Raw genomic sequence first — 23,831 nt, forward strand, 5'->3', positions numbered from 1 at the left:
TTCTGAATACGGAGAAAGACATGGCAGCCAATCTGACACCGGTTGAAGAGGCTATTGCCCACCTTCTGGACGGGGCCCCGGTGGTAACAGAAAATGAGCGCTTGCCGCTCACTGAAAGCCTGGGGCGCATTCTCGCACAAGATTACACAGTGCCTGCTGATGTACCACCGGCAGATAATAGCGCGGTAGATGGCTACGCCCTGCGCGCTATGGATTATGCGCCGGGTCAAACTCTGTCGGTATCAGACCGTATCCCTGCTGGCTCCGCCCCCGGCCCGTTGAAGCCCGGTACGGCTGCGCGCATTTTTACAGGCTCCGAGGTTCCCGAGGGCGCCGACACGGTGGTTATGCAAGAGCGAGTGGATGTTACTGAAAAGGGCATTCTGATTAACGCTGAAGTAAAAGCCGATCAAAATATCCGCAGACGTGGCCAAGATCTTGCCGAAGGCAGCCTTGCGCTTCCAAAAGGCACAAAAGTTAGGGCTCAGGAAATGGGCCTTTTGGCGTCTATGGGCGTAGCCGACGTTACTGTGGTGCAAAAGCTCCGGGTTGCGATTCTGTCCACCGGTGATGAGTTGGTCGATCCCGGCAATCCGTTGGGCCCGGGGCAGATTTATAATACCAACCGCTTCACTCTGCTTGGTCTTCTGGCCGAGGCTGGCTGTGAGGTGGTGCTGTGCGAGACCCTTCGAGACACTCGCTCTGTTACCCGGGAGACACTAGAGCGCGCGGCAGCACTGTCAGACTTGATCATTACCAGCGGGGGCGTCTCTGTAGGCGAGGAAGACCACGTTCGGGCGGTATTGGAAGAGTCCGGTGAGCTGACTCTTTGGCGTATGGCGATCAAGCCCGGCAAGCCGTTGGCGTTCGGCTCAATACAAGGCACACCGGTGCTTGGCTTACCTGGCAACCCGGCGGCAGTGTTGGTTACGTTCTTGGTTGTGGGCATGCCTTACATACGCACTTGTCAGGGGCGTACTCAGGTTCATCCTGTGGGGCAACAAGTGCCTGCTGCGTTGAATGTCACCTCCCCTTCGGTGCGCAGGGAGTTTTTGCGTGCCCGCACAGAGTCTGTCGACGGTAAGATTCAGGTCACCGCCTACCCCAATCAGAGCTCTGGTGTTCTGAGTTCTGCCTGTTGGGCCGGGGGGTTAGCGGTTGTTCCAGAGCGTGCGATGGTTGCAGAGGGTGATCTGATAACCTATTACCCATTCACAGAGCTGTTGAGTTGATATGACTGACCAAATCCTGACTGTTCGTTTTTTTGCCCGCCTCCGGGAGGAGCTGGGTACGGAGCAACTCACCTTGCCGGCAGAAAAGGATCAGACCGCCGGTGACTTGCTGGCTGAGCTCGCTAGCCGCGGCGGCCCTTGGGCGCAACTGCAAGGCGGTCAGCCGGTAATGATTGCGATTAATCAGGCGATGGCGAAGCCTGCCACGCCGGTTAAGGCTGGTGATGAAGTGGCTTTTTTCCCACCGGTAACAGGGGGCTAATATGATCAGTATTCAATCTGAGGATTTTGATTCAGGTGTTGAGTATGCGGCCCTGCGGGATAGCGGTGCCGGTACGGGGGCTATTGCTACGTTTACTGGGCTGGTGCGGGATAACGGCGATACTCAAGACGTATCCGGGTTGTTTTTAGAGCATTATCCGGGAATGACGGAGCAGGTAATTGCGGGGCTGATTGAGGAGGCTTCGCGGCGCTGGGATGTACGCAAGGCGCGGGTGATTCATCGAGTTGGGCGGTTGCTGTTGCAAGAGCAAATCGTGTTTGTGGGTGTTTGCAGTGCCCATCGAGGAGATGCGTTCGCGGCTTGCGAATTTATTATGGACGCTTTGAAGACGTCGGCGCCGTTTTGGAAGAAGGAGCTTTCGGAGGCTGGGGAGCATTGGGTGGAGCAGAAGGCTTCGGATGTTGCTCGGGGGGAGGTTTGGGAGAACTAGCTCGGCGCTGGACTGCCAGAGTTTTAGTGCAGAACGCCCCCCGAAAACACTAATAAATCGGTGAGTTTCGTGCTCTGGAAGCTCGCCGAGCAAGAGATAGGTATGCACCTTCCCCGACGCCAGACACTCTGTTATTCAGCAAAACACTCTTCCCCAAAAGTCTCCCACGGAGCGCTACAATTAATTTGCTTCGCGATAAGAGGAACAGAGGAATCTGTCGAATGAGTAAACATAAGGTCTACAGAGAGTTCCTGCTGCATTAAAGAGTCAATAGCTTCACACATTGCCAGCTCACAACTGAACTTTTCACCGTAAACTTCATAAACCTGCTCAACATCGGTTTTAACCAGCCACTGAGGCTCACCCACTTCGATGTTAAAATATACCCCCTCCTGAGCACGCTGCTTATCGAGAACCTCAACCAAGTGATAGTCTACAGATGGCGCGTCCGCCAGTGACGGATCAACCTTGACGGTTTTCACCTTCACCGTGTAGTTATAACCCCATTCATAGTCAAAGTTGGAGATATGGTACCCCACCTTCCAGTCACTAGCTCCGGGCTCTCTGACTCTAAGACGCAATGTGTCAAAAAAAGCCTCCCCAACCACGGACTTGTGGTTATCCACCTCCCAAACTATGTGGTTTCCACCGTCGACAGGGTCTGCACTCGAGCTCTCACTACTAGATCCATCATTACATCCCGCAAGAGGAAGCATGATAAAAAGGCTCAGAAAAAAACTATATGCTTTCATAAAATCCCTTTTAAAATCATCATCCACCAATAAAACCACGAATTACTTGGAACCCAAATCTGCTTCGACGCTTTATTTTTTAGCTTCCAAAACAGAATGCTAGCAGAGTAAAGCAGGCGGGGCCATTCACTAAGTATACTAATGACAACACTCTCATTCCGGTCACAGGTGAGGTGCAAATACCCGTATAACCCAACCTTCTGCCAGCCATCCGTTCGGTTTTGGAAGTGACGTAATTACTGGCTCCGAGTTTCAGGCTCATTGGTTCGCGGGCCTATTCGGCGCAGGCGGCCATCATAAGTATTGAGCAAAAATTGGAAGGCCGAACCTCACCTTTAACCCATCAAGTCTTCTGGCCGGTTTCGATTTTGGAACGTTTCCTCGGCATCTGGGCAATCCAGAGTTCTCGCGCCTGCAGTTTCAGCGAATACCATTACCCTTCGGTTGTCGTCTCGTAGCTGGGTTTCCAGCAGGTTAATAAGTGATACCGGGTAAACACCGTGCAAGGGGTGGGATCTTCCGGCGCATTGGGCGATAACGGGGTATTCAGGCTGTTCGTGCCACGCGTCTGTTAATTGCCGGAATACTTCTGGTTGTATACCCGGGGTATCGCAGGGGCATACGAGTACGGCGTCGAAGCCTTGTTTTTGGGCTTCAGTTAGGCCCGCTAGTAGGCCCGCTAGGGGGCCTTGGCCTTTTAGATCCGGGGCGTCTTGCAGTACGTGGCCGAGCAGGCGGTAGTCTTTTAGGGATCGGTTGGCGCTGATGAGTAGTGGCGTGGTCACAGCGCTGAGGGCTTCTGCTACCCAGTGGGCCATGGGGCGGTCGTGCCAGTGCATTAGGCCTTTGTCTTTGCCGTTCATGCGGGTTCCTGCACCGCCAGCGAGTAGCAGGGCGCAGATTTTTTTGGAGGCTGTTTCGGTCATGGTGAATTCAGGCCTAAAAAAACCGCCCAAGAGCAGGGCCCAGGGGCGGTTTTCAGGCTTTCAGGATGCAATCAGAGATTGCTGTCCAAGAAGGCCGCTAGCTGGGATTTGGACAGTGCGCCTACTTTAGTGGCGTCCACGTTGCCGTTTTTGAACAGCATCAACGTCGGAATACCACGGATGTTGAATTTAGGCGGGGTCTGCTCGTTTTCGTCAATGTTGAGCTTGCAGACTTTCAGTTTGCCATCGTATTCGTCGGCGATTTCTTCGAGTACGGGTGCGATCATCTTGCAGGGGCCGCACCACTCCGCCCAGTAATCTACCAGTACGGGAACGTCAGATTGAAGTACGTCCTGTTCGAAGGAGGCATCTGTTACGTTTACAATATTTCCGCTCATTTCGTTTTTCCTGATTAGTGCTTTGGTTGCTACTTTACGCGATTGATCCCGCGTATGTGAAGCGGTAGATCCACCAGCTTGATTGCTCCATGTTCTGATCCCGGTCAATTCGGTCGACTTTCTACTAGAGTCAAACCCGCGCATTGACTGACATATCCCGGGATTATGGCTTATAGTACGCGCAGATTCTTACCACAGGATTCAGATCACCGTGACGGCCACCTCTTCCGCCGACATCGCAGCTACGCCACCGGATATGCTTGCGGCCATCGATATGGGCTCAAACAGTTTCCACATGGTTGTGGCCAGACTTGTGCAGGGCGAAATCCGCACCATGGAAAGAATGGGCGAAAAAGTTCAGCTAGGCGACGGCCTTGACCCCGAAAATAATCTAACAGAAGAGGCGCAGCAACGGGGCTTGGACTGCCTGCGGCGATTTGCCCAACGCCTTAACGGTACGCCTCCCGAGGGCGTTCAGATTGTAGGTACAAATGCGCTCAGGGTGGCACGCAATGCCAATCAGTTTATCGCACGGGCAGAAGAGGTGCTGGGCTATCCGGTGGAGATCATCGCCGGGCGGGAGGAGGCCCGATTGATCTATCTGGGCGTCTCGCACACGCTCTCAGATGATGCCGGGCGGCGTTTGGTGATCGACATAGGCGGAGGCAGCACGGAGCTGATTATTGGCGAGCGATTTGAGCCACAGGAGCTGGAAAGCCTGCACATGGGCTGCGTGTCTTTTCGGAACCGGTACTTTTCCGATGGCCGAATTACCCGCAAACAAATGGACAAAGCCATTACCCACGCAGAGCAAGAGCTATTAGGCATTCGCCGGCGCTTTCGCTCTATAGGTTGGGAAAGCTCGGTAGGCGCATCCGGGTCTATCAAGGCCATTTGCAACGTTTTGACGACACTTAAAATCACCGATGGTACCGTTACCTGGAGTGCCATGGAGGAGCTACGCCGACGGCTTGTGGATATGGGCAGTGTTGAGAAGCTAAGCGAGTTGGGGTTGCGGCCAGATCGACAGAATATTTTCCCCGCCGGGTTTGCCATTCTTATGGGGGCGTTCCAGTCTCTGAACATTCAGGAACTGACCTATACCGACGGAGCACTTCGAGAGGGCCTACTATACGGAATAGCCGGGCGAATTCAGCATGAGGATGTGCGTGAGCGCAGTATTTCGGCGCTGCAGGAGCGGTATCAGGCGGATCAAAACCACGGGGCAGCTGTAGAGGCAACGGCGGTCGCAGCCTGGCAGCAAATCGCAGAACACTGGGGGCTGGACACATCTACAGACGAAGAGACCCTGCGCTGGGCCTGCAGGTTACACGAGATCGGCCTGGCAATTTCCCATAGCCAATACCACAAGCACGGTGCTTACCTGTTGCACTACTCTGATCTCGCTGGCTTTACGCAGCAGGCGCAACGGGAACTGGCCATTTTAGTGCGCGGTCATCGGCGAAAATTCAGCTCATCCATTTTCGATGGCGTCGACCCCGGCGACCTAGGGCGCCTGCGGCACTTATGCATACTGGTACGTTTGGCCGTACTGATTCAGCACTCCCGCAATCTGGAACCGCCACCGGCTTTCACTCTCCAACCTAGAGAGCAAGGCCTTTTAGTGACGTTTCCGGAAGGCTGGTTCGATGAGCGCCCTCTGACCTATGCCGATCTGATGAATGAACAAGACTACCTTGCCAAACAAAACTTTGTGCTTGAGCTGGCTGGCGGCTGACGGAGCACTTCGCTTCACTGTCCCGCCAGCTCATCCTCCATTGTCTCGACTGTTTCACTGACCTCAAGCCACTGAGCTTCGACATCTTCAAGTTGACCTTTCGCCGCAGACTGCTTACCTAGCAGGTCTTTTAAGCGGCCTTTGGACTCATCACTGTAAAGGGCAGGATCGGCGAGCTCAGACTCCAAGTCGTTTAACGTCTCATGCAGAGTTTCCATCTGCTTTTCCAATGTCGCCTGCTTCTTACGGTATGGACTTAGTTTCTGTCTGAGCGCCGCTTCCGCGCGTTTGCGGGCCTTTCTGTCGTCAGCACTTTCCCCGACAGCCGTGTCTGCTTGTGCCGATGCTGCGTCTGCGGAACCAGCGGCACTGCCAAGCTGTCGCTTTGGTGGTTCGGCATCGTCTTTTCGGCGATCCGCCAACCAACTCTCGTAATCTTCAAGATCACCCTGATACTCAACAACATGGCCATCATTCACCAGCCAGAATTCGTCAACGGTATTACGCAACAGGTGCCTGTCGTGAGACACCACCACAATAGCGCCTTCAAAGTTCTGTAGCGCCATCGTTAAGGCTTGACGCATTTCCAGATCAAGGTGGTTGGTCGGCTCATCCAACAAAAGCAGGTTGGGCTTTTGCCAAGCAATAACCGCCAAAGCAACACGAGCTTTCTCTCCGCCAGAGAATGAGCGGATGGGGCTCAGGGCTTCATCACCGTGAAAATCAAAGCCACCGAGAAAGTTGCGCACGCTTTGCTCAGACGCTTTGGGAGCTAACCGTTGCAAGTGAAGAAAGGGACTTGCATCAAGATCGAGTGATTCCAACTGGTGTTGCGCAAAGTACCCTATCGCCAGATGCTCGCCGCAGGTGCGCTCACCGGATAACAAGGTGCTAGCGGTACCTTGCTCGCCCTGCCCTAGCAACGCATCCATCAACGTTGATTTGCCGGCACCGTTGGGGCCCAGTAATCCAATACGACTCCCCGGAAGAAGGGTCAGATTAATGTTACTAAGTACCTTGGTGTCACCATGCCCGGCTTGCCCGTGCCTTATGGAGAGCAACGGGTTGGATACCTTGTCTGCCATGGGAAATTCAAAGCTGAACGGTGAATCTATGTGTGCAGGGGCAATTTTCTCCATCCGCTCCAGAGATTTTACCCGGCTTTGTGCTTGCCTAGCCTTGGTGGCTTTCGCTTTGAAGCGATCAATAAAGCGCTGGATTTCGGCAATTCTCGCTTGCTGCCGTTCAAAGCCAGCTTGCTGTTGCGCAATCCGCTCGCTGCGCTGGCCTTCAAACGCTGAGTAGTTACCCGTATACAGCTCTAGCTTCTGACGATCAAAATGCACTACGTGGGTGGCCACCCTATCCATGAAGTCACGATCGTGGGAAATAAACAGCAGGGTTCCATCGTAACGGCGCAGCCAGTTTTCTAGCCAAAGGCAGGCATCAAGATCCAGGTGGTTGGTTGGCTCGTCAAGCAACAAAAGATCGGAAGGCCGCATGAGCGCCTGAGCAAGGTTCAGACGGATACGCCATCCGCCTGAGAAGGCGGATACTGGCCGGTCTGGGTCTTCATTCCGGAATCCTAGGCCCCGGAGCAAAGATTCTGCACGCCGCGCGGCAGACCAAGCCTCGTGTACATCTAATTCACCATGTATGTGCGCAACGGCGTTGTCATCGCCCTGGGCTTCCGCCTGCTCGAGTTCGCGCTCAAGCCGCCGTAAATCCAGATCTCCATCAAGAACGAAGTCTCTGGCGCTTCGCTCTGTCGCCTCCACTTCCTGCGCCATGTGCGCAATACGGCAGCCGCCGGGAAGTGACACACTGCCCTGCTCCGGCGTTAGTTGTCCTAGCAGTAACTGGAAGAGGCTGGATTTGCCAGCACCATTGGCACCAACAACCGCCACACGTTGGCCGGATTGAACCGTTAGGGCGACGGAATCTAGCAACCAGGCGCCACCCCGTTGTAAACTGAGATCGGTTATCGTTAACATGTTGTCATATATTCAAGGTGAAATTGTCAGGGACGGTACAATGCTCATGTCAGCCAGCTCGCTCGTCTCCCAAGATTTACCATTAAAAACCATGGAGTTACCGGAAGACTTAGAGCCGGACAACCCTCTTTGGCGATTTGCACTGGCAATTTGGCAGCACTCAGCGGCACAAGAAACCTGTTTGGCACTTCAGGATGAGGGCTGGAGCGTAACACGAATTTTATGCGCCGGATGGCTTGCCCTCAACGGCAGAGCCTACACCGGAATCGAGGAGGCTACGGTAACAGAGTGGCGTAACCGTGTAACCGGCAGCTTACGCAGCATTCGCAGATCTGTGCCCAAAGAACAGACAGCCTACTTCCTTCTGCGCACAAACCTCGCCAATCTTGAGCTGGAGGCAGAACGAATAGAACTGGCCTTAGTGTGGCGGAATTCCAAAGCCCCCAACCCGGAACCAAGCAATATGTATGCAAGTGACGAGCTGATCCAGTCTAACCTAACGGCTGCAGCACCGGCAGCAGGCACAAGCCCGGAAGCCAAACAATTGCTTGGTATTTTGCGCGACATCATCTCCACCCTTCAACCCGGAGGCGCGACGCCATGCTGATCAAATGGCTTGTTCGGCTCTCGTTCCCAGCTCTCGGCTTATTGATGCTACTGATAGTCTTCGGCCTTAATGAGCCAGACCAACTTTCCGAGCCTGTTGCGGAAGAAACTCAGTCGGAAATTCCAGCATTCGAGGGGCTGGTCCCCTCGCCGATACCGACAGAAGGCCCCGACATTGTTTTCAAGTGGAAAGATACCGATGGCAACTGGCACTATGCCGACCAGCCGCCGGAACAAGGTCCATGGAATACGCTCGCCATCGAGAGAGCTGACAATAATCGAGCGCCTGCGAGAATCTCGAATCCTGAGACCGATTGGCAATCCCCCTATAGTGCGCCCTTCACGCTTAGCCCAAATGCCGGCAGCAATGGCAGCTAACGTCCCATTCGCAGCTCCACAAAAGATATCTGTAGCGCCTTAACAGATGTTCAGTGGAATCTGCGCTCTGAACCCGCTACCTTTTGCCCTTTGACACACACAATACGTGGGTCTTAGCCCACTCCGTACCAACCCGAAAGGATGATGTAATGAAAAAAACGCTACTTGCACTGGCGATGACAGGCGTGGTTGCTGGATGTTCAACGCCCCCTGAGACTCCAGCAGACCCGAAGCTGGACTCTACCGACGAGAAGGTCAGCTATGGCATGGGTCTTGTGCTGGGTGAGCGGATGGGTAACGACCTGCCAAACCTTCAAATGGATCAATTCCTTCAGGGGATTCAACACGGACATGCTGGCGACGAGGAAGCCAAGCGTATGAGCCGCGAAGAGATCCAGAAGGCTTTGATGGAATACCAACAGTCGCTGCAAGAAGAGCAAAGCAAGCAAGCTGAAGAGTTGGCCGAGAAAAACCGTGAAGCCGGTGAGTCCTTCCTTGCTGAGAACGCTGAGCGCGATGGTATCGAAACAACCGATTCTGGGCTTCAGTACGAAGTTTTGGAAGAGGGTAACGGTAAACAGCCGGGTGCAACCGATACCGTACAGGTGCACTACACCGGTGAGCTGCTTTCCGGTGAGGTTTTTGACAGCTCTCGCGAGCGCGGCGAGCCAGTTACATTTGCTCTGAACCAGGTTATCCCCGGCTGGACCGAAGGCCTGCAGCTCATGAGCGAAGGCGCCCGCTATAAGCTGTACATTCCTTCTGATCTAGCCTACGGCCCGGGCGGAAACCGCTCAATTGGCCCCAACGAAACCTTGGTTTTCGATGTGGAGCTACTGGCGGTGAACCCAGGTGCAGACGAAGAAAACTCTGCGTCCGAATGATCTAGAAAGCAATCTAGAGCGCAAGCTTCAGCCCGCCTGAAGCAAAAAAAGCCTCAGCAACCTTGTAGGTGCTGAGGCTTTTTTGTGATCGCCTATATCAAACCAACTCAGGCCGGGGCTACTTTATCCCCATGCACGTTGTGCAGATGCTCAATCAAAAAGTCTTCCATCTCAAAGCGGCTTTCCAGCGTTTCACCAAGATGGGAAAGCTGCTCAAACAGTGCTTTCACATCTTTTTCAGACAAATCAGCTTCGCCCAACTGGTCGTTAAAGTTAAGCGCCACTTCTGTGGTTTGTTCAATACGTGGGTATACTTTAGCTGCCAGCTCCAACCCTCCATCGTTGAACTCACGGGCCTCCCTGACAAGCTGCTCATAAATCTCGAAGTGGCCGGTAGACACATAGTCAACCAACACCTCACATAGCCGTACAAACTTGTTTTTCAAAGCCTCTGTTTGCGAGAAATCGCTTTCTCCGGACAAATCGCAGTAGTGAACCAGAAGCTCTTGACGATCCTTAAGCCAACGATCAATAAGCTCGCTGACGCCACCCCAGCGCTCCCTGGCATTTCGGCAGTTTTCCAACATAACGCCTGATCTCCGCTTGAAAATCCTACTGTTCAGCCATAGTGCTGATGCATGGTGCTGATATTTGTTAAGTCCGAATCAACTTACCCCAGGCTGGCTTCCGGTCGCAACCGTTTCAACCCGCGATGTGGGTTTTCGGGCTTCCCCGATGGAAGAGCATGATCAAACCCAAAATTACCAGCAGCGCAAAAAACACAGCGCTCCAACCCGGAATGCTCAACCCTAAAAATCGCCAAACCACCGCGGCGCAGTCGCCTGTACCCTTGAGGGCCGTCGTCAGCACATCCATAAACGGCAGCACTTCCAGCATGTAATCCACCGAGGGGCCGCAGGCAGGCACCTGATCCGGAGGTAAGCTCTGGAGCCATAACTGTCGGCCCGCAACACCCAGCCCGGCGCCGGCAGTTGCCACCAGCAAAATGCCGTATACACGCACCCCTAACGACTTGGGACCATGCAAAGCCGCCACAAGGCTCACCAGCCCAACCCCCATAAAACCAAAGCGCTGGAGCCAGCACAGCGGGCAAGGTTCAAGCCCCATAACGTGCTCCATATAAAATGCCACACCCAATAACCCGGCGCAGACAACAAAAACGAGTGCAAAGAGTGCTCTTACTTTCACAAAGTTTCCTCAGTTTTACACAAATGCGTTGCCTGGCCTGCTATTCTCGGTTTATCCGGCGGAAACGCTGCTGAATTTGTCACTAAACCCTAAACCACGACGAACTGCAAGCTTATGACACCTCAGCCAAAATTCGTTTTATTCATTATCTTATTGCTATTTTTGCAGCTACCTAACGCCTGGGCAGAAGACGCCGCCAATAGCGACGATGGAGCCGCAGAAAAATCGGGCATTACGGATTATATTGCCATGGAACCGGCCTTCGTAACTCACGTTGGAAGCCCGGGCGGCAAATTAACCTACCTGAAAGCAACCATCAGTCTCAGGGCCTCAAAGCAAACCACAAGGCCCGCGGTGGAAGCCCACATGCCAAGGCTACGCCATGAACTGGTGATGCTGTTTGGTGAGCAGACAGATACAGACACACTGACCACTATGGAAGGCCAACAGGCGCTGCGTGAGGAAGCCAAATCAAGAATAAATGCAGTGCTGGAGGAACAGCAAACCGACGAAGCAATAACCGGCGTGCTGTTTACAGAATTCGTAGTGCAAAAGTAGGGCAGAACCAGAGCGTTTTAGGCAATCCGGGAGAACAGATCATTTTCCGCTATGGCTGCTTCTTCCCGGAGAATTTCACCGGCGTCATCCCAACCAGCCTCCCAGGCAGCAACAACCACTTCGCCACGATAGGGGCAACGGCTTTTATCCATACCCATGGAAGCGGCCAAGTGGCCCTGACGATAGGCTTTATTCAGGGCTTCGATGCCCAAGCCGAGTTTCATATCCTTTACCATATCGCGTCTCCCTCTAACTGATGCTACTGAAGTTAGCACCAGCGTCAGAAAGTGACAAATTTTTGTTCCGCTTCTGTGAAGCATGTCCGCCAATGATGAGAACCAACTGAAACTACCTAACATAACGACACTTTCTGCGCCCCGTTTCAGGAGCGCAGGTATTGTTCAAGAAAGTCACTGAACGTCAGAGTGTCCGATGCCTCAATTCGTTTCTGTTCGGCTATCGAATTCTTACTTGCCGCAACAAAGGCCGCTTCCACACTGGCATCCATACCTTCTTTACGAAGCAGGCTCTGATGTTTTAGCGCCATATCCATGGTCCAGTCTTTGTGACCGAGACCGGAAGCCCGCATGGCATCAATAACTCGGGCAGACGGCACTTGGCTGTCACCGGAGAGAACACTCCGCTGAGCTGAAAGAGCCTTGCGATACACGTCACCACCATTCCAGCCGTCGAGCACACCTGCCAGCGGCTCTAGGCGATCCAGTATTTCCGTAGCCGCTTCACCAATGGGCGTACGCTCGCCAGCCCTGCACAGGGTCAGCTCATGATTACGACCTTTGGACACAACATCTTTGTAGTTGTCATCCAACAAACTGCACTCGGCATCATCGATTCGCGGCGACTCTGAAAGCAGACAATCCAACAGGAAGAGGTCCAGAAAATCGATCTGAGCTTCATTTACCCCTACCGGAGAAAAGGGGTCGAGATCCAAACAGCGTACTTCGATATACTCCACACCGCGGGATTCGAGCGCGTGAATCGGCTTCTCTCCGCTTTGCGCGGTGCGCTTAGGGCGAACAGCGCTGTAGTACTCATTTTCAATCTGCAGCACGCTGGTGTTGATCTGGATGAACTGGCCGTCACGCTGGGTACCCAAAGCTTCATAGGCTGGCCAATTGGTATGAATGGCTCTATCCAGAGTTTGGGTATAGGTGCTGAGCTTGTTGAAGCAGATATTCAACGACGACTGGGCGTTGTTGTGATACCCCAGGTCGCCCATGCGCAATGAGGTGGCATAGTCACCAAACCAGCTACGCTCGTCAAACCGGCTAAGGTCGTGACGCACACCGTCAACAAAGCTCGCATCCAAAGCTGGCGAGGCGCCGAAGAGCAACATCAGCAGCCAGCTTCTGCGGCGGAAATTACGAATTAGCCAGAAATATTGCTCGGACTTGAAGTCTTTCATGCTTTGCTGGTCACCCAGCGCGTTCTGCCAGATATCCCAGAAGCTGTCCGGCAGCGAGAGGTTGTAATGGGTGCCGGCGATACTTTGCATCATGCGCCCGTACCTCACCGCCAGACCCTGCCGGTAGACATGTTTTAGCCGACCGGTGTTGGAGGAGCCATACTCCGCGATGGGAATGCTGGCGTCGCCGTCCAGTTCGCAGGGCATGCTCGCAGGCCAGAAAACCTCATCCCCAAGATTCTGCTGCACAAAGCGGTGAGTGTTCCGCAAAGACTCAAGCATTTCGGAGGTACTGCTGCATACTGGCGTAATCAGCTCGAGCAACGCTTCGGAGTAATCGGTTGTGATAGACGGGTGCGTCAGCGCTGAGCCCAAAGCCTCCGGATGGGGCGTCTGAGCAATAAAGCCATTGCGGTCAACGCGCAAACCTTCCTTCTCGACTCCTTTCAGGAAACCGTTCCAGTCGCTCGCGGCGAATTGACGAAAAATAGAGTGCCGGGATTCGGCCATGTTTGACTCCTGCTGCAGCCAGCGGTGCCTTATGGGCCTTGCTGGCTGGTGGAAATAGTTGAAACCGCTTAACGCTTGTCTTTGCTGGCCGACGCAAACGCCTGCGCCAAAGCACCGGCCATAGCGCCTTGCTCCGCGCCTTTATTTTGGCCCCGAGGCGCTGATTTGGCGGCAGAACGAGGTGCCGAAGTGCCCCGTTTCGACTCTGCTTTCTCACCGGGCTGGTCATCCATCCGCATAGTCAGCGCAATCCGCTTACGGGGGATGTCCACGTCCATCACTTTCACCTTCACAATATCCCCGGCCTTAACCACCTCCCGGGGATCTTTTACAAAGGTATGGGAAAGTGCAGAGATATGCACCAGGCCGTCCTGATGGACCCCAATATCCACAAACGCACCAAAATTTGTAACGTTGGTGACAGAGCCTTCCAAGATCATACCGGGGACCAGATCGCCCAGGGTTTCCACACCGTCTTCAAAACTTGCAAAGCGGAACTCGGGGCGTGGGTCCCGGCCCGGTTTTTCAAGCTCGGAGAGAATGTCGCGAATTGTTGGCAAGCCGAATTGATCTGTTACGTAATCCTGAGGATTCAGACCACGCAGAAACGCTGCATCTCCGATAATTCCTTCAACCTTACGGTTATTCTTCGCTGCAATGGCTTCAACAATACCGTAGGCCTCGGGGTGCACCGATGAGCGGTCTAGTGCATTCTCGCCACTGGCAATGCGCAGAAAGCCTGCGGCCTGCTCAAACGTCCGGTTACCCAACCGAGCTACTTTCAACAACTGCTTGCGGTTACGAAAAACGCCGTTCTGGTTACGGTACTCAATAATGTTCTGAGCGATGGTGTGATTGAGGCCTGACACCCTCGACAACAGAGGCGCAGACGCAGTGTTCAAATCAACACCGACACCGTTAACGCAATCTTCAACCACCGCATCAAGGCTGCGGGAAAGCTGAACCTGAGACACATCGTGCTGGTATTGGCCAACACCGATGGATTTGGGCTCGATTTTAACCAGCTCAGCCAAGGGATCCTGTAACCGGCGGGCAATGGAGACGGCACCGCGAATGGTTACGTCCAGATCGGGCAATTCTTTGGAGGCAAACTCCGACGCAGAATAGATCGAGGCACCGGACTCGCTGACAACAATCCGCGCCAGCTTCAGTTCCGGGTAGCGTTTACTGAGATCACCAACCAACTTTTCGGTCTCACGGGAGGCGGTGCCATTGCCGATGGCCACCAGCTCAATGCGGTATTCGCGACACCAGGCAGCGAGCTTTTCAATAGAACTGTCCCACTGGTTTTTGGGTGCATGGGGGAAAATGGAACCATGTCCAACCACTTGGCCAGTGCCATCGATAACGGCGACTTTTACGCCCGTTCGCAGCCCGGGATCCAACCCGAGGGTTGGGCGAGGCCCTGCAGGAGCCAGTAACAATAAATCTTTCAAGTTGGCGGCGAACACGTTGATTGCTTCAGTTTCTGCGGCCTCGCGCACCTGCGCCATAAGGTCTGTTTCTATTTGCGTAGACAGCTTCACCCGCCAGGTCCAGCGCACCACTTCCGACAGCCACTTATCGGCAGCACGCCCCGTATCACGAATCTTGTAGCGCGCAGCAATGCGTTGTTCGGCGGGGTGCGGCTGGCGACGATCTTCGTCAGCGTCGCCCACTACAAGCGTGTAGGAGAGAACCCCTTCATTGCGCCCACGCAGTATGGCCAAGGCCCGGTGCGAGGGCACCTTCTTCAGAGGCTCCACATGATCGAAATAATCCCGGAACTTGGCGCCTTCGTTTTCTTTGCCTTCTATAACTGTGACTTTTAGCTGCCCCTGCTGCCAAATAAAGTCACGCAGTTCGCCCAGCAATTCGGCATCTTCCGCGAAACGCTCCATCAGGATATAACGGGCACCGTCGAGGGCGGCTTTGGTGTCAGCAACGCCTGCGTCTGCGTTTATATAGCCCTTGGCGATCGAATCCGGGTCCTGAGTCGGGTCGTTATACAGGCTATCGGCCAGAGGTTCCAAGCCCGCTTCCCGCGCTATTTGAGCCTTGGTGCGACGTTTGGGTTTGTAAGGTAAGTACAGATCTTCTAACCGGTTTTTGGTGTCCGCATCTTGAATATTATCGCGCAACTCGTCAGTCAGCTTGCCCTGCTCTTCAATGCTCTTGAGGATGGTGCCACGACGATCCTCCAGTTCCCGAAGGTAACGCAGGCGCTCTTCAAGGGTGCGCAGTTGGCTGTCATCCAAAGACCCGGTTACCTCTTTACGGTAACGGGCTATAAACGGAACCGTGGAGCCTTCGTCCAGCAGGGCGACGGTGGCATTAACCTGTTGTTCGCGTACACCGAGTTCGTCGGCAATGCGCCTGAAGATACTGTTCATGCAACCTCTGTCTGATACGTTTCTGGTAAAGCAGCAAAGGTACAGCGGCTTACTGTTGCAGGCAAGCGGACTGGCCACGCTTGTTCAGGAATTGCACAAGGTCAGACCAAGGCATGGGGCGGGCATAAAAGAAGCCTTGGATTTCATCACAGTGTTGCTGCCGCAAAAATTTCAGCTGGCTTTCGGTCTCGACGCCCTCGGCCACCACACTGATTTGAAGGCTATGAGCCAGACTGATAATCGCACGAATAATGTGCTCTGCGTCTGCAGACTGACCCAGCGCCTGCACGAACGATTTATCGATTTTCACCAACGATATCGGTAAATGCTGGAGGTTGCTGAGGGAGGAAAAACCAGTGCCAAAATCATCCAACGCAAAACTGATGCCAAGCTGGTTAAGCTCTCGCAGGCAGCGCTGGGCGTATTCAGGATCGTGCATCATGGCGCTTTCCGTTAGCTCCAACTCCAACAGGCTGGTATCAACATTGGCGTTGAAGATAATGCGGAATATGGTCTCAGTCATCTTGCGATCATAAAATTGGCGAAACGAAAGATTGACCGCAAACACCAGCTCCGGAAACCCAAGCTCCGCGGACTCTTTTAACCGCTTACAAGCCTGCTCCAAAACCCAGTAGCCGATAGGAACGATCAAACCACTGCGCTCGGCAACCGGGATAAACTCATCTGGCCCAACAAGGCCCCGCTCTGGGTGATTCCAGCGCAACAGGCACTCAACGCCGCGGACGTCGTTGCTATCAAGATCAATTCTTGGCTGGTAATAGAGTTCCAACTCATTGCCGCGCAAGGCATTGCGGAGGTCCGCTTCCAGCCTGAGCTGATAGCCTGCTGAGATATGGAGTTGCCGATCGTAAAACCGGTAACTGGTGCCCGGGTCCCGTTTCGCCTCAAACATTGCCCGATTGGCACGGCGCATGAGATTTTCAGGGCTATTTCCGGCTTCAGGGTAGGTGGCAACACCCAGACTGGCACTGACAACCACACTTTGACCATCAATCGTTACCGGCTCGTCTAGCGCGTTAACAATCTTGCGTATAACTTGGGTGATATCCAGAGAGTCTTCTATTCTCTCAACGATGATGGCAAGTTCGTCACCACCTATTCGCATTAGCGAATCCACGCGGCGCAGCTCTTGACGCACCTGAGCGGCCACTTTTATCATCAACTGGTCGCTTTTTTGGTAGCCAAAAGACTCGTTGATACTGCGAAAATCATCAATATTGAGATGCAAAAGCGCCAGCCGATGGTTGCCCCGTTTAGCTCGGTGCAAGGCTTGCTGCAACCTATCAAAGAATAGGTCCCGGTTAATAAAGCCGCTGGCGACACCGCGGCCTAACTGGCTATGTGCGGAATTTGCCAACTGCTCGCGATACCAAAGACACTTTACTGCCCGACGAAAGCTCCAGTGATCAAGCTCCTGACGACTCAAGTAATCCGCTGCACCACCGTTTAACAAATCACTCGCCCGCTCCTCTGGCGTTTCGGCACTGAGTGCCAAAATCGGGCGATCGCCAGTGGCAACGGCCAAATACTGCAAGAAAGCGGTTTCTGAGCCACCATGAACCACACAGTTCCACACCACAATGTCGAATTTCGCATTGTGGATAAGATCGTCACAATCCAAAAGATCCGGACACCAGGTTGAGTCTGCAGTGATCTCCGTATCTCTCGCCAGCAACGCATTGACCCAGAGAAAATCAGTGTAGTCTGGCGTCAGGACCAACAGGCGAAGCTGGTCGTGTTCGAGGGTTTCCTGTGGCAAGGTCATTGAGCAAAAGTCCATGGGTGCGTGAGCAACAAGCCTCTTCTGTTAAAAGGATAGCTGATAGATCGGCAAGGTACAGTAAGTCTGGCTGGTGTAGACTATTGTCTTAGCGAGAGAACCTCCGTATCAAACCATTCTGGCAGTGTATTCGTGAATAAACTCAATCCGCGACAAAATGAAGCTGTCCGCTACACAGACGGCCCCCTGCTTGTGCTGGCCGGCGCAGGCAGCGGCAAGACCAGCGTAATCACCCGAAAAATCGCCTACCTGATTGAACACCTTGGTATTCCGGGCCGCCACATTGCTGCAGTTACCTTCACCAACAAAGCAGCCAGAGAGATGAAAGAGCGGGTGGGCAAGATTGTGGATCGCAAGCTAACCCGGGGTTTGATCGTTTCCACCTTCCACAACCTTGGGCTGAATATAATTCGCGAAGAACACATGCATCTGGGTTATCACCCCGGCTTCTCCATTTTTGATGCGGAAGACGCCAAAGCTCTTTTAAGAGACTTGATGCTGCGGGAGGCCAGTGCCGACGCGGGCGATGAACTGAACGATGTGCAAATGACAATTTCATCTTGGAAAAACGCCATGCGGGGGCCGGCGGAAGCATACAGCAAAGCTGCCGATGAACGGGAGCAACGCATTGCCATCGTATACAAGCACTACAGCGAATACCTGAAGGCCTACAATGCCGTCGATTTTGACGACCTGATTCTGCTGCCAGTGCAACTGTTCCGGAATAATCCCGAGGCGTTGGCAAAGTGGCGCAGAAAAATCCGCTACATGCTTGTGGACGAGTATCAAGATACCAACATTTGCCAGTACGAGTTGGTGCGAATGCTGGTTGCCGAGCGCGCGGCGTTTACCGTGGTTGGCGATGACGACCAGTCGATCTATGCCTGGCGCGGGGCACGGCCGGAAAATCTGGCCCAACTGAAAGAAGACTTCCCAAGCCTGAAGATTGTAAAGCTTGAGCAGAACTATCGCTCCACATCGCGCATTCTTAGGGCCGCCAACACCGTTATCGCCAACAACCCTCACGTGTTCGAAAAATCTCTGTGGAGTGATCACACCATTGGCGACGAAATCCGTATTGTGCGTTGCCGCAACGAAGACGCAGAAACCGAAAGAGTGGCCACGGAAATTCTCGACCAAAAGCTGAAAAAGGGGCTGGCATTCAGAGATTTCGCTGTGCTTTACCGGGGCAACCATCAGGCTCGCTTGCTGGAAATGAAGTTGCAGGCCTACCAAATTCCCTATCGCATTTCGGGGGGACAGTCGTTTTTCTCGAAAAACGAAATCAAAGACGCCATGTCTTATCTGCGGCTGTTGATTAACCCGGATGATGATGCTGCTTTCCTGCGTGTGGTGAACGTGCCTCGGCGAGAAATTGGCCCGCGCACCCTTGAGCAGCTCAGCCACTATGCCCGAGCGCGCAACGTTAGCCTGTTCAAATCGCTGAGCGATATGGGGGCGGAATCCCACGTAACCGAAAAGGGGCTAGACCGGCTGCGGCGCTTTGCCCACTGGGTGGATGCTACCTGCGAGCGCCTGCACAGCGAGAGCCCGGTGCCCGTAATAAAACAACTATTCACCGACATTGAATACGAGGAATGGTTGCATCAACACTCCGGCACCCCGAAGCAAGCTCAGCGGCGCATGGAGAATATCTGGTACTTGGTGGACTCCATTCAACGCATGCTGGACGACGGCAAAGGTACTGCGGATGAACTGGGCATAGAAGATGCGATTACCAAGCTGATTCTGCGCGACATGATGGAGCAGCGGGAAGAAGAGGATGACAGCGACAAGGTACAGCTGCTGACGCTACACGCATCCAAGGGTCTGGAGTTTCCTCATGTATTTATTCTTGGGCTTGAAGAAGAAATTTTGCCCCATCGATCCAGTATTGAAGAAGGTAACATTGAGGAAGAACGACGGCTGATGTATGTGGGAATTACCCGCGCAAAAGAAACGCTAACTCTAACCTATGCCGCCCAACGCAGGCAGTATGGAGAAAAGATCGAAACCATACCTAGCCGATTTCTCGATGAGTTGCCGCCAGACGATGTACGCTGGGAAGGCACGGGAGATTTGGATGTTGAAGCCAACCAGAAAAAAGGCAAGGCGACATTGAGTGCCCTGCTTGGCGATTTGGGGCTATAAAAACGCAAAAACCCCGCACTGTACATAACGTGTGCGGGGTTTTCGGAAATAAGAGCTTTAGTTTTACTTACTCTCAGCCACGATATGTTCCACAGCGGCTTGTATTTCCTCATCCGGACAACTTGCACAGCCACCTTTGGCGGGCATGGCATTGAAACCGTTGATAGCGTGATTGATCAGGGTTTCCATGCCTTGGTCAATACGCGGAGCCCAGTCACTCGCATTGCCGATAACAGGTGCACCCGCTGCGCCGGTGGTGTGGCACGCCATGCATACGGCATCGTACACTTCGCTACCTGAACGGGGCCCAGAGCTGGCAGTTTCAGTGGCAGCAGCGGCTTCACCGCATTCCTCACCCTGCAGGCAAACTTCGCCAACCGGCTGGATTCGCGCACGGATTTCGTCGTCAACACTTGCCATGACGGCACCAGCAGTAATACCGAAACCGAGCAATACAACAGCCAGGACTCTCTTCATCTTCACAATGCACCTCGCATTTGAGCGTTATAATCTTTGGTTGCCGCATTATAGCGACTGAATCCAGGCAAAAAAACCGAATAGCAAAATCATAAATTGATTTCCACCATTTTTATTGCCATTTGGTCTGTATGGAGACTCTTTCACAACATCCGGTTACCATGTTGCAGCTTATCCCAGAACCTCAGGATTCAACCCATGAATAACTTGGAGAAACCCTCCCCACATCCCTTGCGTAAGGCGCTTCTGATCACAGAGTTTAGCTCGCTGGCTGTGCTGCTGGCATCTATGGGTTGGTTCTCAAGCCAAACGGACACAGGCCATACTATCAACCCTGCATGGCTGCTGATACCCGCCTTTGCAAGCCTTGGGGTTTTTATCAGTTTTATTGGCCTTATGTATTTACGCTGGGTTGTGGCGGCAAGTGCAGCCAACCAACTTCGGCATAAATTAGTTTTTTCACTGCTGGCACTTACCCTCATCAGCGTTTGGGTTTACGGCATTGCCAGTACGTGGCTTAGCCTTAATGCGGCATAGAGAGATCCAAAGAATGCGAAAACGCCCCTACCTGTGGCTTTCAACGACAGCTGCACTAGCTTTGTTATGGCCAGCACTAACTCTCGCCAAGGAAGGTGGACCATCCAGTGATATTCAGGCTGCCTCCCCGGAAGACTGCGCGCTGATACGCGAAGGTGTGCAACGGCTTGCCTGCTATGACTCATTCAACAACCCGAAAATAGCAAGAGAAAACGCCACAGAGCAGAAAGTTGAGGAGACGGAGCGAACCGCTGAAACCTTGGCCCCTTCAAGAGAGAGCCAAAGCCGTGCCGTTGAAGCGTCTGAAGGGGATAATCCTGATGCGGGTGTGATGACGAACATGGTGGAGCGCAGCGTAAAGGCGGAAAGAGCACTGTTTTCTTTTTCGGGCAGTTTTATCAGTCATCGTCCGTCTTATATTCTGCCGGTTACTTGGATGGATGACACGAACCAAGCGCCGGTTAGCCCTAGACTGGGCACGACAGGTTACGATTATGATCTGGAGAATGAGGAGGCCAAGTACCAAATTAGTTTTAAGGTTCCTTTGCTGACAGGCTGGCTGGAGGATGAGACTACGTTGTGGTTCGGTTATACCCAGCGTTCGTTTTGGCAGGTTTACAATCAGGATGATTCAGCACCTTTTCGTGAGACGAACTATGAGCCGGAGATTTTTTTGCGCCATTTGGCTAATTGGGATTTAGGCTTTGTGACGCTCAGTGGTATGTCGGTTGGTATCAATCATCAATCGAACGGTCAATCAGAGCCTCGTTCAAGGAGTTGGAACCGAGTTATGGCGGGCGCTGCTTTTACTCGCGGGCGCTGGCTGTTCAGTGTGCAGCCCTGGTATCGGATTCCTGAGGACAAGGAAGACGATAACAAAGATATTCAGCGTTACCTTGGATACGCCAATTACAATGTTGTTTATAAGCTTGCGGAAGATCGGACGTTTTCACTTAGACTGATGAATAATCTGCGTTCGGATAACCGTACGTCGTTGGAGTTTGGTTATAGCTTTCCGCTGGGGGATACGATTAAGGGTTTTTTCCAGTACTCCAATGGGTATGGGGAGAGTTTGATTGATTACAATCATCGGATTGAGCGATTCGGGATTGGGATTATGTTGAACGACTGGCTCTGAGTTTTCTTTAGCTTCGGAGTTTGCCGGGATGCCGGTATAAGTTGCGAAAACATGCTGTGAATACTTCCATGTACGCTTGGCTCCGCACAGTTTTCGCAACTTATACCGGCACCCCGGCCCCAGCTCTGGAATAGCCTTCCACTACCCTTCGCTTTTAGTTATTCAACCGCTCCATTTCCGCGAGAAGTTCTTCCGTTTTCTCTTTCATCAGCGGTATGTCAGCACGGGATTCCACGTTCAAACGAACCACAGGTTCGGTGTTGGACATGCGTAGGTTGAAGCGCCAGGTGTCGAACTCGATGCTCAAGCCATCGACGTAGCTGACGCTCTTCGCACCGTGCGAGTATTTTTCTTCGATCGCGGCGATGACTTTCGCCGGGTCGTTGATGGTGCGGTTGATTTCACCGCTAGCCGGGTAGGCTTCGATTCGAGCATCTATAAGGGATGAGAAGGGCTTACCGGATTGGCATAGGCGTTCTGCAAGCAGCAACCACGGAATCATCCCGCTGTCGCAGTAAGCGAAGTCGCGGAAGTAGTGGTGGGCGCTCATTTCGCCACCGTAGACAGCGTCTTCGTCGCGCATGCGTTGTTTGATGAAAGCATGGCCAGTTTTACTCTCAATGGCTTCGCCACCGGCTGCTTTTACCAGATCTTGGGTATTCCAGGTTAGCCTGGGGTCGTGGATAACTTTGCCCGGGCCAGTTTTACGTAGGAATTGATCTGCCAGCAAGCCGACGATGTAATAGCCCTCAATAAAGCGGCCGTTTTCGTCGAAGAAGAAACAGCGGTCGTAATCGCCGTCCCAGGCGATGCCCATGGCGGCGCCGTGTTCGATGACGGCGTTGGCTGTAGCTTCCCGATTTTCTTCGAGAATGGGATTGGGCACGCCGTTTGGGAAGTTTCCGTCGGGCTGATGATGCACTTTGGTGAATTCGAAAGGCAAGTGCTTTTCGAGTTGGTCGATGACCAAGCCAGCGCCGCCATTGCCAGCGTTAACAACGATTTTAATCGGCGCCAGTGCGCTCGCGTCGATGTACCCCAACAAGTGGTCTATGTAGGCACTGGTGACTTCCAGTGCCTCGTATCTGCCCTGCACCGGCGCGTCCGAAAAGGGCTCGCGTACCCTATCCCGAATATCATTCAAACCGTTGTCGGAGCTGATGGGGCGGGATTCCGGCCCTACCATTTTCATGCCGTTGTGGTTTTTGGGGTTGTGGCTGGCGGTAACCATGATGCCACCGTCCATTCCATAGTGGCTGGTGGCAAAGTACACGTATTCTGTGCCACACAAGCCAATATCGAACACGTCTGCGCCCGCTGCCATTAGCCCGGAGCTTAGGGCTTCGGTGATTTCTTGGCTTGAGAGGCGAATGTCGTAGCCGACGATGACTTTTTTTGCGCCCGTGATTTCCACATAGGCGCGCCCTATGCGCTCGGCCAGAGCAGGGTTTAGCTGCTCTGGTACGCTACCGCGCAAATCATAGGCTTTGAAACAGGACAAATCCATTGTCTGGCTTACTCCGAGGCAGCTGACTGAAGCTGAATATAGTTTTGTATGCCCATCTGGTTAATCATCTCAAGCTGGGTTTCCAGCCAGTCGATGTGTTCTTCTTCGCTATCGAGAATGCTGCGGAACAGTTCACGACTAGTGAAGTCCTGAACTTCTTCGCAATACAGAATCGCTTCTTTCAGGTCCACGTGAGCGATGTGCTCGATTTTGAGGTCACAGGCAATCATTTCCTCAACGTTCTCACCAATCATCAATTTGTTGAGGTCTTGCAAGTTGGGCAGGCCTTCCAGAAACAAAATGCGTTCGATCAACTGATCCGCATGCTTCATTTCGTCGATGGATTCTTCGTATTCCTTGGCCGCGAGCTTGGTGATACCCCAGTCTTTGTACATGCGCGAATGCAAGAAATACTGGTTGATAGCGGTCAGTTCGTTGGCAAGAACTTTATTCAAGAATTGTATGACTTTTTTGTCGCCTTTCATTGCAGCACTCCTTGATCT

General features: G+C 53.2%; 24 protein-coding genes. 11 read left to right on the forward strand and 13 right to left on the reverse strand.

Annotated elements, in window-relative coordinates; genetic code table 11:
- Positions 1 to 20 precede the first annotated feature (20 nt).
- From glp to FE845_RS07255, 3 genes are read left to right on the forward strand one after another with little or no spacing between them, the layout of a single operon-like run.
- Entirely contained in the window at positions 21 to 1,232 is a 1,212-nt protein-coding gene (gene glp / locus FE845_RS07245; RefSeq protein ID WP_200362949.1) for a gephyrin-like molybdotransferase Glp, read from the forward strand.
- Between the two features lies 1 nt (position 1,233).
- Positions 1,234 to 1,494 carry a molybdopterin converting factor subunit 1 gene (moaD, locus tag FE845_RS07250; protein ID WP_200362951.1) on the forward strand — a complete coding sequence of 87 codons (261 nt, stop codon included), beginning with the start codon at positions 1,234 to 1,236 and terminating at the stop codon, positions 1,492 to 1,494.
- Between the two features lies 1 nt (position 1,495).
- On the forward strand, positions 1,496 to 1,945 hold the full coding sequence (locus FE845_RS07255) for a molybdenum cofactor biosynthesis protein MoaE (protein ID WP_200362954.1): 450 nt from the start codon (positions 1,496 to 1,498) through the stop codon (positions 1,943 to 1,945).
- A gap of 131 nt (positions 1,946 to 2,076) precedes the next feature.
- Here FE845_RS07255 and FE845_RS07260 read toward each other — a convergent pair whose 3' ends face one another.
- From FE845_RS07260 to trxA, 3 genes are all read right to left on the reverse strand, one after another.
- Positions 2,077 to 2,724, reverse strand: coding sequence for a DUF4377 domain-containing protein (locus tag FE845_RS07260; protein WP_200362956.1), 648 nt, complete (start codon positions 2,722 to 2,724; stop codon positions 2,077 to 2,079).
- 308 nt (positions 2,725 to 3,032) lie between these two features.
- Positions 3,033 to 3,623: a molybdenum cofactor guanylyltransferase MobA gene (mobA, locus tag FE845_RS07265; protein ID WP_200362958.1), complete on the reverse strand. Its 591-nt coding sequence runs from the start codon at positions 3,621 to 3,623 to the stop codon at positions 3,033 to 3,035.
- Between the two features lie 71 nt (positions 3,624 to 3,694).
- Positions 3,695 to 4,021 (reverse strand): thioredoxin TrxA, encoded by a 327-nt coding sequence (gene trxA / locus FE845_RS07270; protein ID WP_008169901.1) that lies wholly within the window; start codon positions 4,019 to 4,021, stop codon positions 3,695 to 3,697.
- A gap of 256 nt (positions 4,022 to 4,277) precedes the next feature.
- On the opposite strand from trxA, the gene ppx reads away from it, so the two are divergent.
- Positions 4,278 to 5,759, forward strand: coding sequence for an exopolyphosphatase (ppx, locus tag FE845_RS07275; protein WP_227714216.1), 1,482 nt, complete (start codon positions 4,278 to 4,280; stop codon positions 5,757 to 5,759).
- Positions 5,760 to 5,773: 14 nt separating this feature from the next.
- Here ppx and FE845_RS07280 read toward each other — a convergent pair whose 3' ends face one another.
- On the reverse strand, positions 5,774 to 7,753 hold the full coding sequence (locus tag FE845_RS07280; protein WP_200362963.1) for an ATP-binding cassette domain-containing protein: 1,980 nt from the start codon (positions 7,751 to 7,753) through the stop codon (positions 5,774 to 5,776).
- A gap of 40 nt (positions 7,754 to 7,793) precedes the next feature.
- On the opposite strand from FE845_RS07280, the gene FE845_RS07285 reads away from it, so the two are divergent.
- The 3 genes from FE845_RS07285 to FE845_RS07295 all read left to right on the forward strand — a co-directional run bounded on the left by FE845_RS07285 (position 7,794) and on the right by FE845_RS07295 (position 9,621).
- Positions 7,794 to 8,360, forward strand: a complete 567-nt coding sequence (locus FE845_RS07285) for a DUF2390 domain-containing protein (protein ID WP_227714179.1) — start codon at positions 7,794 to 7,796, stop codon at positions 8,358 to 8,360.
- Entirely contained in the window at positions 8,354 to 8,737 is a 384-nt protein-coding gene (locus FE845_RS07290) for a DUF4124 domain-containing protein (protein ID WP_200362965.1), read from the forward strand. The genes FE845_RS07285 and FE845_RS07290 overlap by 7 nt, the downstream gene beginning before the upstream one ends.
- Before the next feature lie 149 nt (positions 8,738 to 8,886).
- Complete coding sequence (locus FE845_RS07295) at positions 8,887 to 9,621, forward strand: FKBP-type peptidyl-prolyl cis-trans isomerase (RefSeq protein WP_200362968.1); 735 nt, start codon at positions 8,887 to 8,889, stop codon at positions 9,619 to 9,621.
- 107 nt (positions 9,622 to 9,728) lie between these two features.
- Here FE845_RS07295 and rsd read toward each other — a convergent pair whose 3' ends face one another.
- On the reverse strand, positions 9,729 to 10,208 hold the full coding sequence (gene rsd / locus FE845_RS07300; RefSeq protein WP_200362970.1) for a sigma D regulator: 480 nt from the start codon (positions 10,206 to 10,208) through the stop codon (positions 9,729 to 9,731).
- Between the two features lie 115 nt (positions 10,209 to 10,323).
- Positions 10,324 to 10,830, reverse strand: coding sequence for a disulfide bond formation protein B (locus FE845_RS07305; protein WP_200362973.1), 507 nt, complete (start codon positions 10,828 to 10,830; stop codon positions 10,324 to 10,326).
- 114 nt (positions 10,831 to 10,944) lie between these two features.
- Here FE845_RS07305 and fliL point away from each other — a divergent pair, with 114 nt between their 5' ends.
- On the forward strand, positions 10,945 to 11,388 hold the full coding sequence (gene fliL, locus FE845_RS07310) for a flagellar basal body-associated protein FliL (RefSeq protein ID WP_200362975.1): 444 nt from the start codon (positions 10,945 to 10,947) through the stop codon (positions 11,386 to 11,388).
- A 17-nt stretch (positions 11,389 to 11,405) separates the two neighbouring features.
- Here the strand turns inward: fliL and rmf are convergent, their stop codons facing one another.
- The 4 genes from rmf to FE845_RS07330 form a co-directional block, all read right to left on the reverse strand.
- On the reverse strand, positions 11,406 to 11,624 hold the full coding sequence (rmf, locus tag FE845_RS07315) for a ribosome modulation factor (protein WP_200362977.1): 219 nt from the start codon (positions 11,622 to 11,624) through the stop codon (positions 11,406 to 11,408).
- A gap of 146 nt (positions 11,625 to 11,770) precedes the next feature.
- Positions 11,771 to 13,324 carry a glutamate--cysteine ligase gene (gene gshA / locus FE845_RS07320; RefSeq protein WP_200362979.1) on the reverse strand — a complete coding sequence of 518 codons (1,554 nt, stop codon included), beginning with the start codon at positions 13,322 to 13,324 and terminating at the stop codon, positions 11,771 to 11,773.
- A gap of 68 nt (positions 13,325 to 13,392) precedes the next feature.
- Positions 13,393 to 15,717 carry a Tex family protein gene (locus FE845_RS07325; RefSeq protein ID WP_200362981.1) on the reverse strand — a complete coding sequence of 775 codons (2,325 nt, stop codon included), beginning with the start codon at positions 15,715 to 15,717 and terminating at the stop codon, positions 13,393 to 13,395.
- 49 nt (positions 15,718 to 15,766) lie between these two features.
- On the reverse strand, positions 15,767 to 17,503 hold the full coding sequence (locus tag FE845_RS07330) for a putative bifunctional diguanylate cyclase/phosphodiesterase (protein WP_200362983.1): 1,737 nt from the start codon (positions 17,501 to 17,503) through the stop codon (positions 15,767 to 15,769).
- Between the two features lie 147 nt (positions 17,504 to 17,650).
- On the opposite strand from FE845_RS07330, the gene rep reads away from it, so the two are divergent.
- Positions 17,651 to 19,669, forward strand: a complete 2,019-nt coding sequence (rep, locus tag FE845_RS07335) for a DNA helicase Rep (protein ID WP_200362985.1) — start codon at positions 17,651 to 17,653, stop codon at positions 19,667 to 19,669.
- A 63-nt stretch (positions 19,670 to 19,732) separates the two neighbouring features.
- Here the strand turns inward: rep and FE845_RS07340 are convergent, their stop codons facing one another.
- Positions 19,733 to 20,146, reverse strand: a complete 414-nt coding sequence (locus FE845_RS07340) for a c-type cytochrome (protein ID WP_200362987.1) — start codon at positions 20,144 to 20,146, stop codon at positions 19,733 to 19,735.
- A gap of 198 nt (positions 20,147 to 20,344) precedes the next feature.
- Here FE845_RS07340 and FE845_RS07345 point away from each other — a divergent pair, with 198 nt between their 5' ends.
- The gene (locus FE845_RS07345; RefSeq protein WP_200362989.1) at positions 20,345 to 20,683 is read left to right on the forward strand and encodes a hypothetical protein; all 339 of its coding nucleotides are present in this window, start codon (positions 20,345 to 20,347) and stop codon (positions 20,681 to 20,683) included.
- A gap of 13 nt (positions 20,684 to 20,696) precedes the next feature.
- Positions 20,697 to 21,821 (forward strand): phospholipase A, encoded by a 1,125-nt coding sequence (locus FE845_RS07350; protein WP_200362991.1) that lies wholly within the window; start codon positions 20,697 to 20,699, stop codon positions 21,819 to 21,821.
- Positions 21,822 to 21,975: 154 nt separating this feature from the next.
- Here FE845_RS07350 and FE845_RS07355 read toward each other — a convergent pair whose 3' ends face one another.
- Complete coding sequence (locus FE845_RS07355; protein ID WP_200362993.1) at positions 21,976 to 23,328, reverse strand: phosphomannomutase; 1,353 nt, start codon at positions 23,326 to 23,328, stop codon at positions 21,976 to 21,978.
- A gap of 8 nt (positions 23,329 to 23,336) precedes the next feature.
- Positions 23,337 to 23,813 (reverse strand): bacterioferritin, encoded by a 477-nt coding sequence (gene bfr / locus FE845_RS07360; RefSeq protein ID WP_200362995.1) that lies wholly within the window; start codon positions 23,811 to 23,813, stop codon positions 23,337 to 23,339.
- Positions 23,814 to 23,831: the final 18 nt, after the last annotated feature.

It is taken from the genome of Marinobacter sp. 1-4A (genome assembly GCF_016597725.1).
GTDB lineage: Bacteria > Pseudomonadota > Gammaproteobacteria > Pseudomonadales > Oleiphilaceae > Marinobacter.